Source organism: Myxococcales bacterium (assembly GCA_012517325.1).
Lineage (GTDB): Bacteria > Lernaellota > Lernaellaia > Lernaellales > Lernaellaceae > JAAYVF01.
The window spans coordinates 1-10562 of record JAAYVF010000010.1 but is presented as its reverse complement, the minus strand read 5'-3'; the positions used below and the strand labels follow the sequence as shown (position 1 = coordinate 10562).

The window sequence follows — 10562 nt, the reverse complement described above, 5'->3', positions numbered from 1 at the left end:
CGGCGGCGCGGGCGCGGCGGGCGGGGGCGGCGGTGGCGCGGCGCTGGCGAACGGCGCGGTATCGCCGCAATAGGGGCAGGCCGAAACAGTCGCTTCGAGATCCGCGCTGCAGCTCTTGCACTTGGGCATGGCATCCTCCGTGGGCGATTACTGCTCGACCATACCAAAATCGACGGCGGCGGCTCAAGCTGGTTCCGCGCCCCGCCTTGCGATAAAGTGCGCCGTGATGACGCAAAAAACCGCGAAACTGCACGCCGCCCGGCGCGCGGCCGAAGTCGGCGAACCGCTGCCGCGCCACGGCTGGCGGCGCGCCGTCGCCGTCTACCCGAGCCCCTACGAAGTGGCGATGTCGAACCTCGGCTACCAATGGCTGTTTCACGCGCTGGCCTCGGCCGGCCTGGGCGTCGCGCGCGCGGTGTGGCCGGATGCGGCCCTGCTGGCCGAGGTCGAGCGCGACACCTTGCGCGCCATCGACGACGATCGCGCCGCCGCCGACGCCGACGTCTGGTTCGTCTCGCTTTCCTTCGAAAACGACCTGGTCCGTTTCGCGGAACTGCTGCGCCTGGCGGGCCTCGCCCCGCGCGCCGCAGCGCGCGACGACGCCGCGCCGCTGATCGTCGCCGGCGGCGTCGTGCCGATGCTCAACCCCGAACCCACGGCCGCGCTGGCCGACGTATGCCTGCTGGGCGAAGGCGAGGCCGTGCTGCGCCCGTTTCTGGATTACCTGCGCGACCACGACCCGGCGCGGCGCGAGGATTTTCTCGCCGGATTGCGCGACCTGCCCGGCGCCTACGTTGGGCGGTATTACCAGTCGCGTTACGCGGCCGACGGCCGGCTGCTCGCGGTCGAGGCGCGAGGCGGCTTTCCCGCCCGCGTGGCGGTGCCCAAGGAGGCCCGCTTCGATCCGCTGCTGACGCGCCTGCATCTGCGCGCTCCGAGCGCGGCCTTCGGCGACACCCTGTTGATCGAAACCGCTCGCGGCTGCGTCAACCGCTGCCGCTTCTGCGCCGCCGGCCATCTTTTCCTGCCCTTCCGGCCCGCCTCGCCGCCGGCGAGCCTGCCCCGCCTCGGCGAGGATGCGCTCGGGCTCGTCGGCTCGAACGTCTCGGGTCATCCGGAGCTCGAACGATGGATCGCCGCGGCGGACGGCCGTCGCGTCACGCTGTCCTCGATCCGGCGCGGCGCGCTGAGCGACGCGCAATGGGCCCGCCTGACCGCCGCCGCCCTGGCCGCGGCCGCCCTGGCGCCGGAAGCGGGTACGGCCCGCCTGCGCGCGGTCGTCAACAAACCGGCGACCGACAAGGAAATCCTGGCCGAGGTGGCGCGCGCGGCGGCGGCCAGCATCCGCAACATCAAGCTGTACTACCTGATCGGGTTGCCGACCGAAACCGCCGAGGATCGGGTCGCGATCGTCGAACTGACCCAACGCTGCCGCGACGCGGCGATGGTCGGCTGGAAGGCGAAAGGCCGGGCGGGAAAAATCATCGCCAGCGTCAACCCGTTCATTCCCAAACCGCAGACGCCCTTTCAATGGCATCCGTACGGCGACCCCGCCGAACGGCAAAAACAGCTAGCCGACCTGCGCAACAAGCTGCGTCCCCTGCCGAACGTGGAAATGCAAAGCGAATCGCCGCGCGAAGCGGTTTTACAGGCTTTGCTTTCATTGGGCGACCGGCGAACGGCGGATCTGGCGCTGCGGGTTGCCGAAGCGGGCAATATTCAACGCGGCTTGAAGGCCTGGCGGCCGGATTACCTAGCCCTGCTCACCGCCCAGCGAGAATTCGGCGATTGCCTGCCGTGGGATCACCTCGACATCGGCGTCCGCCGCGACTACCTCGAAAAGGAATACGAAAACGCCCTCGCCGGTAAAACCTCGCCGCCGTGCAATTTGGGGCACCGTTGCCGGCTGTGCGGCGCGTGTTGAACGAATAACCGTGGGATTGTCGAAAAAAAGCGCCTTCGGCCGGTCGGCCGAAGGCGCTCTGGCTCAACCAATCTTTTCAAACCTTACGGCAACGCCACCAGGTCGATCGAGAAGAACCCCGGCACCATTTCGATGCGAATGATGCCGTAATCCGGATGCACGTAGAACGTCGAATCGGTGGTGAACGGAATCCCGTCGTCGCCCGTCTCGGTCACGGCCAAAGCGACTTTCCGGCAGCCGGTCACGGTGCCGAAGGGAACGTCGATCGACGCGTTGTCGTCCTGCACCGTCGCGGCGGCCGAGAAATCGGATTCGACGGTCACCCCGTCGCCGAAATCCCAGGTACCGGTGGTGTCGTTCGTGCGCGTTTCGCCGACCGCTTGATCGAACTCGATAAGGATCGCCGGATCGAAAGTGATGCTGAAAGTAGGATCGGGCGCCTTCAAATCCTCATACACTTCGCTGCGCCGGATGCCCGCCTGCAACACGGTGTACAAATCGAACCAGGTCCGTTGGCCGTTCGTCGCCGAGGCGTCGAAATCGCCGGCCTGCAACAGCGAGTAGGTTTCACCCGGGAACGTCGTGGAGTCCTCGCCGACCACTTCGACCGGAATGTCCGAAAATTCGGTTTCTTCCTCGTTGATATAAATACGATAGGTGCCCAACGGACCGGCGGGCGGCGGGAAGAAATCGGACCAGTCGTCCGCATCGTTGTCATCGTCGTCATCATCGCCCGAGTCGTCGTCGCCGGCATCGTCGTCGGCCGCGTCGTCATCGGCGGCGTCATCGTCACCGGCGTCGTCGTCGCCGGCATCGTCGTCGCCGGCATCGTTGTCGTCGTCATCGTCGCCGCCGCCGCAAGCCGTCAACGACAGCAGGGAAATCAACAACACCATCAGCAATCTCAAAAATAACTTCATCGCCATCCCTCCGTTTTCAATGGTTGCGATAACCGCCCTTGGTCCGGGTATTTGATTGCCTCGAAGCCATTCGACAAATTACTTTTTTTCTGGAGACGTTATGATTTGATAAAATTTATCACGACCGGCGGCGTGGCTGTCAAGCAAAAAAGGCGATCCGCCTCAGTTGAGGCAATTGGGCGACAACGGCGCATAACCGATCGGCGGCGCGTCTTCACCCAGAACCAGCACCCCGATCGGCATCGTTACCTCCGCCGGCAGGGAAATGTCATTCACCGCCCCGGCGGTGATTTCTATCAGTTTCGGCTCGCCATCCGCGTTTTTCACGATGGCATACGCGCGTTCATCGGTGGTCACCGCGGCATGGAACCAGGTCCAATCCGCATCGAGCAATGCGGCATTGCGGCACTGCCATTGCCCCTCGCGATACTCCCAAAACCGGGAAGTCCTTCGGCTCGTATCGATGCCCACGGCATAACCGCCGAATGACTGGACTTGCGTCGGCGTCACCGTCTCACACCCGGCCGGGGCCGGGACTTCCGTCCATTCGCCGTCGCCGAACCGGAACAAGCGTCGGGTCGGCAAATACTTGGAGCGCCAGGCGGCATACCCGTTTGCCGCGTCAGTAAACCAGAACCAATCGGCGGCGCCACCCGCCATGGCCGGCGGAATCGTCGCCAAAGTCCACTCCAGGCCGTCGAAGCGCCACAATTCCTCCTGCGGCGACAGCATGTTTTTCTCGGCCCAGGCCTGGCCGAAATCGGGAGCCGGAACGGCCATGGCGGTCACGCTCAGATAGGCCAGGGTCAGATCCGCGATCGCCTGGTTGCCGGTGTAATGAAACAATCGATCGCGCGTCAGGAACTCATAGTGAAGCCCGGGGCCGACGCCCGAGTCCATTTCGGAATACCATTCCTCCGCTCCGGTCCAAAAAACACCGTCGCTCGTCAGTCCGAGATGGGAAATGTTGGCCAGGTTCCCGGCCGGCGAGCGTTGCGGATCCAGACGCCAGCCGTTTTGCCAATCGAACCGCAGCCAGGAATGCCCGTTCGAGGTGCTGACGGACATGCCTTTCTCCATGACCCACTTGGTTCGATTGACGGCTGAGTACGCATGCGAACCGTCGAGCAGCAATACCGGACCGAAACACAATAGAAAGCCGGCCGCCGGGACCGCCATTTCCTCCCAGCCGTTCTCGGTCCGCATCCAGGATCGCAGGTTCAGATCGGCGTCGGTATAGAGCAGCAAGCCGGAACCGGGCATCGGCGGCACCGTGGTGTCGTCGTCGTTATCGTCATTATCGTCGTTATCGTTGTCGTCGTCGCTAACGTTATCGTCGTCGGTGGCGGCGTCATCATCCGAAGCGGATGCACCATCGCCACTGTCATCCTCACCGCTGGTAGCGCAGGAAAAAAGGAAACCGACGCCCATGAGGCCGGCCATTATCAACACAAATAAAGAAATATTTCCCATGGCTCTCACCACTTATCATTTATATTATTATTTATACGCAAATGCACCCGACCAAGTCAAGCTTCCCGTCATTCTTCATCCTCAAAAGAGCCAATCATGAGGAAAAATTCCGCGAAGACAAACCGTGCCGACACGCCAAAATATTCAAAAGGCAGCGGTTGTCGCGGCGGAATCTAGCGTTATATTTACAATCCAAGAAGCAACCCGGAGGGGCTTTTGCAAGCGACGAAACCGGAAGCCTGCGCCATCCATCCCGACCGCGAAAAACGGCTGCTGTGCCGGCGCTTTGCAATTCCGATTTGCGATCATCCCGATTGCGCGCGCTGCGTGCAGCCCTATTCCCTCTGCGACTATCGCGACCAATGCGAGGTTTGGAAAAGGCAAGGCAAATGAAGACAAAAACCAGCCGGTTGATTTCGCTGGCCGGACTGTTGCTCGGCGCGGCCGGTGGCTACGCCTATTACCATTTCGTCGGTTGCGCCAACGGCTGCCCGCTGAAATCGAACGGCCCGTTCATGACCGCCTACGGCGGGCTGCTGGGCTGGTTCGTGCTGGAAACGGTACAGGAGATCGCCGGCCGGCTGCGCCGCGCCCGCCGCGCGGAGCAAAGCCGCGCCGACTAGCCTTTGACCACGATGTTCAGCAGCTTTTTCGGCACGAAAATCTTTTTCACCACGGTGACGCCCTCGAGGTACTTCTTGACGCCTTCGAGTTCCGACGCCTTGGCCCAGGCGCCCGCCTCGTCCACGTCGATCGGCATCATGGCCCGGCCGCGCAGCTTGCCGTTGATCTGGATGACCAGCTCGATCTCCTCGACCGCGCAATAGTCCTCGTTCCATTCCGGCCAGCCCGCGTCGGCCAGCAGCACCGAGTTGCCGAGGCGCTCGAACAATTCGTGCGTCAGGTGCGGCGCGAACGGGTGCAGCAGCTTGAGCAGCGATTCCAGCGCCTCTTTTTTCTGCTGCGGCCACTTGTACAACTCGTTGGTCAGCTCCATCAGTGCGGCGATCGCCGTGTTGTAATGCAGCTTCTCGAGGTCCTGCGTCACCTTCTTGATCGCCCGGTGCACCGGTCCGAGTTCCGCGCTGCCGGCCAGGGGCGAAGCGGAAACCTCGCTGTCGGCCACGAGCCGCCAGACGCGTTCCATGAAGCGCCGGACGCCGATGATGCCGGTGTCGCGGAAATCGCCGCCCTCGTGGAAGGGACCGAGAAACATCAGGTAGGTGCGGAACGTGTCGGCGCCGTAGCCGTCGAGGTACTGGTCCGGGTTGACGACGTTGCCCTTCGATTTGCTCATCTTCGAGCCGTCGCGGATGAGCAGCCCATGGGCGCGGAATTTCTTGAACGGCTCCTCGAAGTCGATCAGCCCCATGTCTTTGAAGGCCATCGTCAGAAAGCGCGTGTACATCAGATGCAGTACCGCATGCTCGTTGCCGCCGATGTACATGTCGACCGGCAGCCACTTTTTCACCAGGGCCGGATCGAAAGCCCGCGCGTCGTCGTTCGCCGACAGATACCGGAAGAAATACCAGGCGCTGTCGAGGAAATTGTCCATGACGTCGCAATCGCGCTTCGCCGGGCCGCCGCAGGTCGGGCAAGGGGTCTGGATGAAGGAATCGATCGAAGCCAGCGGGCTTTCGCCGGTGCCCATCGGCTTGAAGTTCTCGATGTAGGGCAATTCGACCGGCAATTGGTCGTCGGGCACCGCGACGATGCCGCACTTGGGGCAATGCACCACCGGCACCGGCGGCCCCCAATAACGCTGCCGCGAGATGCCCCAGTCGCGCAGGCGGTAATTGACCATGTGCTTGCCGAGGCCGCGCGCGACGAGGTAGTCGGTCACCTTTTGAACGGCTTCCAGGCTCGGCACGCCGTTGAACTGGCCGGATTGGATGAGCACGCCCTCGCCCGTGTAGGCTTCGTTCAATTCGTGGGTGCCGCCGTCGGGACTGATGACCTCGATGATCGGCAGGTCGAATTTTTTCGCGAAGGCGAAGTCACGGGTGTCGTGCGCCGGCACCGCCATGATCGCGCCCGTGCCGTAACCCATCAGCACGTAGTCACTGATCCAGATGGGAATGCGGGCGCCGTTGAGCGGGTTGATCGCGTAGGCGCCGATGAACTCGCCGGTCTTTTCCAGTTCCTCGGCCTCGCGCTCGATCTCCGACTTGGCCATCGACTCGGCGACGTAGCGCTCGACCGCCGCGCGGCAGGCCGGCACCGTCAATTGTTTCACCAGGGGATGTTCCGGCGCCACGACCATGTAGGTCGCGCCGTACAGCGTGTCGGGGCGGGTGGTGAAAACCACCAGCTTTTCCTCGTGGTCCTCGACCGTGAAGGCGATTTCCGCGCCGGTCGACCGCCCGATCCAGCGCCGCTGCGCGTGCTTGGTGATTTCCGACCAGTCGATCCACTCGAGGTTGTCCAACAGCCGTTGGCAGTAAGCCGTGATTTTAAAGTACCATTGGGGCAGGTTCTTCTTGGTGACGGTCGAATCGCAGCGTTCGCAGACCCCGCCGGCCACCTGCTCGTTGGAGAGCACGGTTTTGCAGCTCGGGCACCAGTTGACCAGCCCTTCCTGGTAGTAGGCCAGTCCATGCTTGAAAAGTTGCAGGAAAATCCACTGGGTCCAATGGTAATAGCCCGGCTCGGTGGTGTTGACCTGGTGCGCCCAATCGAACATCGCGCCCAGCCGTTTGAGCTGGTTTTCGCGGAAGTTTTCGACGTTTTTCGGGATCAGGTTCCAGGGGTGCGTGCCGACCTTGAGCGCGTAATTTTCGGAATGGATGCCAAAGGCATCGAAACCCATCGGCTCGAACACGTCATAGCCCCGCCCTTTCATGAAGCGGCCGAAGATGTCCGCGCCGGTAAAAGCAAAGCAATTCCCGACATGTAACCCTTCCGCGGACGGGTAAGGGAACATCATCAGGTTGTAAAACGGGCGCTTCGCGCCGGCCAGATCCGTATTGTAGGTCTGTTCCCGGCTCCAGCGCGTCTGCCATTTCCGCTCGATTTCCAAATGGTCGTATTTGGTTTCCATCGTATTTTGCTCTCCCGCGGCGCGATTCGCGCTTTTATAGACCGGCCATGGCGGCGGCGTCAATGATGCCACCGCGAAAACCGTGACAAATTAACGGTTGAGGTCCGACCCGGATGATCCGATTTAATCCCTTGGCGGTGGGGTTGAGTCCGCTCTTGTGGAGCGATGAAAACTCCACTAAATTGTCCGCCAGCCTGGGTCGGCTTGGAGATTGGCGTATGCACCGTCGTTCGTTTATTCCGCGTCTGGTTTTGGCCGCCTGTTTTCTTTTCCTTTTCCCTCTGGCGTCTTTCGCCACCATGTACAGCGCATCGACCTGGTATGAGGGGCACGAGGCCGCGGCCGATAGTTGCATCATTGAATTCGCTCCGGACTTTTCCGTGATCGATGTCCGGCACGAGTTGGCGGCGGCCGGTTGGTCGTTGCGCCAGCTTTCGATGCTCGACGGCACGTTGGTCGAGGCCGATGATTTCGACGCCCTCGCCCTTTACAAGGGCGACGAGATCGCGATCGGCGTGGTCGACATCGATCCGGCGACGGATCTCGCCGCGCAACTCGAGGAGCTGCGCGATCTGTCGGGCGTGCGGGACGTGGCGCCGAATTACATTCACCGCGTCCTGATGACGCCCAACGATCCCTACTATTCCTCGCAGCAGGGCAACTTCCGCCAGATCTACGTCAACGACGCCTGGGACATTGCCACGGGCCAGGGCGCCACGGTGGCGGTGATCGATACCGGTTACCGCAAGACCGGCATGACCGATCCGGTGAAAAACCTGCTGACCGGTTACGATTTCTGGGGCAACGACAGCAACGTGCAGGATTACATCGGCCACGGCACGCACGTTTCCAACACGGTCGCCGAAAACACCAACAACGGCAAAGGCTGCGCGGGCATCGCCTACAACGCCAAGCTCATGCCGCTCAAGGTGTTTCCCGATTACGATCAGGGCGCGCTGGAAAGCGACATCCTTTCGGCCATCAATTACGCCGTCAGCAACGGCGCCGACGTCATCAACATGTCGCTGGGCGGCGGCGGCTACGTTTCCTCGACCAACAACGCGATCAACAACGCGGTGAGCCATGACGTGGTCGTGGTGGCGGCTTCGGGCAACGAATACGCCGGCACGGTCGATTACCCGGCGGCCTACGAGAATTGCATCGCCGTCGGCGCCACCAACCGGCACTCGGTCGGCGCCAACCCGTCGCGCGCCGACTTTTCCAATTACGGCAGCGCCCTGGACATCTCGGCGCCGGGCGTCGACATCGTGCAGGAAGCCTACGAACCGACGTGGGGCGTCGGCTTCTATTCGTTCGGCGGCACGAGCATGGCCTCGCCGCACATCGCCGGCGTCGCGGCCTTGCTGGTCGAGCACGGCGGCGCCGACGCGTCCGGCATCCGGCAGGCGATGTGCAATACGGCGCGGTCCTCGTCGGGCGTCGGCAAATGGACCAGCCAGCTCGGTTACGGCGAAGTGGACGCGTACGCGGCGCTGGTCGAATACGCCGGCGTCAACCAGGCGCCGACCGCCGTCGCCAAGGCGACCCCGACCAAGGGTTCCGCCCCCTTGAAGGTGACCTTCGACGGCACCGACAGCAAGGATTCGGACGGCAAGATCGTGCAATACACCTGGCGGTACAAGCAGAGCAACGACCTGGTCGGCACCGGCAAAAAGCTCACCTACACCTTCCACGACACCGGCACCTACAACATCGTGCTGACGGTCAAGGACAACCAGGGCGCGACCGCCACCGACACGGTGCAGATCGTCATCACCCCCGGTTCCGACGACGATGACGACACCGGCGGCGACGACGACACCGGCGACGACTACGACTTCGACGACAGCGACTGCGGCAAACTGTTGCAGACGATCTACAACAAATGCGACTTTTCTCTGGTGTACGAAAACGGCCAGAACATCTCGCCGGCCAGCGCCCTGACCATGTGCGAGAACAGCAGCGGCGGCAACAACTGGGAATGCCTGCAGTCCTGCTACGACCAGGTGGATAACTGCGACGACATGGAAGCCTGCGTCACCGAGCACTGCTCGGTCCAACTGTCCGACGGCGGCTCGTCCGACGACGACAGCGACAGCAGCGCCGACGACAATTTCCTCTGGGGCTGCGGCAGTTGATCCGAACGAACACGGATTAAAATCGAAGGGCGGTCCGCGGACCGCCCTTCGTCGTTAATCGCTCGGGCAACAGCGGCCTAGGCCTTGCCGCCGTTGTGATTGAGCTTGACCAGCGCGTCGACCACGACCGGGCGCGAACCGGCGGCCAGGATGGGGTTGCAGTCGATTTCGGCGATCGCCGGCTGTTCGGCCGCGAGGCGCGACAACCCGGAAAGCAGGTCGGCCATCTGGTGTTTGTCGATCGCGGGGAGCCCCCGCACCGCTTTCATCAGTTTGCGGGCGCTGACGTCGTGGATCAGCGACAGGCCCTCGTTGTGGCCGAACGGCGCCACGCGGAAGGCGACGTCCTTGAGCGTCTCGGTGAAAATCCCGCCCAGGCCGAACGCGACCACCGCCCCGAACTGCGGATCCTGCGTCACGCCGGCGATGAATTCGCGGCGGGTGTCGAGCATCGGCCCGACCAGCAGGCCCTCGGCGTCGGCGGGCAGGCGCGCGAGCAAATCGGCGGCCGCCGCCGCGACGGCTGCGGCGTCTTTCAGATTGAGTCGCACCAGATCCAGTTCGGTTTTATGCAACAGCGTCCGGCCGCAGCCCTTGAGCACCACCGGGAAACCGATTTCCCCGGCCGCCGCCACGGCGTCCGCCGCGCTGGTGACCAGCCGGTCTTCGGTGACGGGGATGCCGTATTCCGCCAAGAGCAGCTTGGCTTCCCGTTCGGAAAGAAAAGGGATTTTCTCGCGTATCGCCAGTTCCAGAATCGACATGCTTGGCCTCTCCGTTCAACTCGGGTCCGTCGCGGACGGTGCACAAAGTCGCCCAATCCCCGGGTGAAGTCAAGCGGCGCGGCGGCGGCGCGGCCACATCCCGGGATTCTTTTTGCGCTTTTCCTTCGACAGACGAAAAATCGACCCCATTTCAGCGTTCTATTGTTTATACTTAGGCAATATGTCCCCTTAACTGTGCAGCAAAAATGTCCCCTTGGTTACGTAGAGTTCGGAGCCGAGGCCTGATAGACCCACGTCCAGTTGGTTGTTCCCTTTCGATTTTCCGTTTTGCATCGGGCTTTG

General features: G+C 62.6%; 8 protein-coding genes. 4 read left to right on the top strand and 4 right to left on the bottom strand.

What is annotated here, in order from left to right:
- Nucleotides 1-226: 226 nt before the first annotated feature.
- Nucleotides 227-1924: a radical SAM protein gene (locus GX444_02585; GenBank protein ID NLH47469.1), complete on the top strand. Its 1698-nt coding sequence runs from the start codon at nucleotides 227-229 to the stop codon at nucleotides 1922-1924.
- Nucleotides 1925-2007: 83 nt separating this feature from the next.
- Here GX444_02585 and GX444_02580 read toward each other — a convergent pair whose 3' ends face one another.
- Complete coding sequence (locus tag GX444_02580) at nucleotides 2008-2844, bottom strand: hypothetical protein (protein NLH47468.1); 837 nt, start codon at nucleotides 2842-2844, stop codon at nucleotides 2008-2010.
- 162 nt (nucleotides 2845-3006) lie between these two features.
- Entirely contained in the window at nucleotides 3007-4275 is a 1269-nt protein-coding gene (locus GX444_02575; GenBank protein NLH47467.1) for a hypothetical protein, read from the bottom strand.
- A 258-nt stretch (nucleotides 4276-4533) separates the two neighbouring features.
- Here GX444_02575 and GX444_02570 point away from each other — a divergent pair, with 258 nt between their 5' ends.
- Nucleotides 4534-4710, top strand: a complete 177-nt coding sequence (locus GX444_02570) for a hypothetical protein (protein ID NLH47466.1) — start codon at nucleotides 4534-4536, stop codon at nucleotides 4708-4710.
- Entirely contained in the window at nucleotides 4707-4940 is a 234-nt protein-coding gene (locus tag GX444_02565; GenBank protein ID NLH47465.1) for a hypothetical protein, read from the top strand. Before GX444_02570 ends, GX444_02565 begins: the two co-directional genes overlap by 4 nt.
- Here GX444_02565 and GX444_02560 read toward each other — a convergent pair.
- Complete coding sequence (locus tag GX444_02560; protein ID NLH47464.1) at nucleotides 4937-7357, bottom strand: leucine--tRNA ligase; 2421 nt, start codon at nucleotides 7355-7357, stop codon at nucleotides 4937-4939. The genes GX444_02565 and GX444_02560 overlap by 4 nt on opposite strands.
- A 218-nt stretch (nucleotides 7358-7575) precedes the next feature.
- Here GX444_02560 and GX444_02555 point away from each other — a divergent pair, with 218 nt between their 5' ends.
- A complete protein-coding gene (locus tag GX444_02555) occupies nucleotides 7576-9495 on the top strand; it encodes a S8 family serine peptidase (protein ID NLH47463.1) in 1920 nt (639 codons plus the stop codon).
- Nucleotides 9496-9572: 77 nt separating this feature from the next.
- On the opposite strand, the gene GX444_02550 is transcribed toward GX444_02555, so the two are convergent.
- The gene (locus GX444_02550) at nucleotides 9573-10259 is read right to left on the bottom strand and encodes a carboxylate--amine ligase (GenBank protein NLH47462.1); all 687 of its coding nucleotides are present in this window, start codon (nucleotides 10257-10259) and stop codon (nucleotides 9573-9575) included.
- Nucleotides 10260-10562 lie beyond the last annotated feature (303 nt).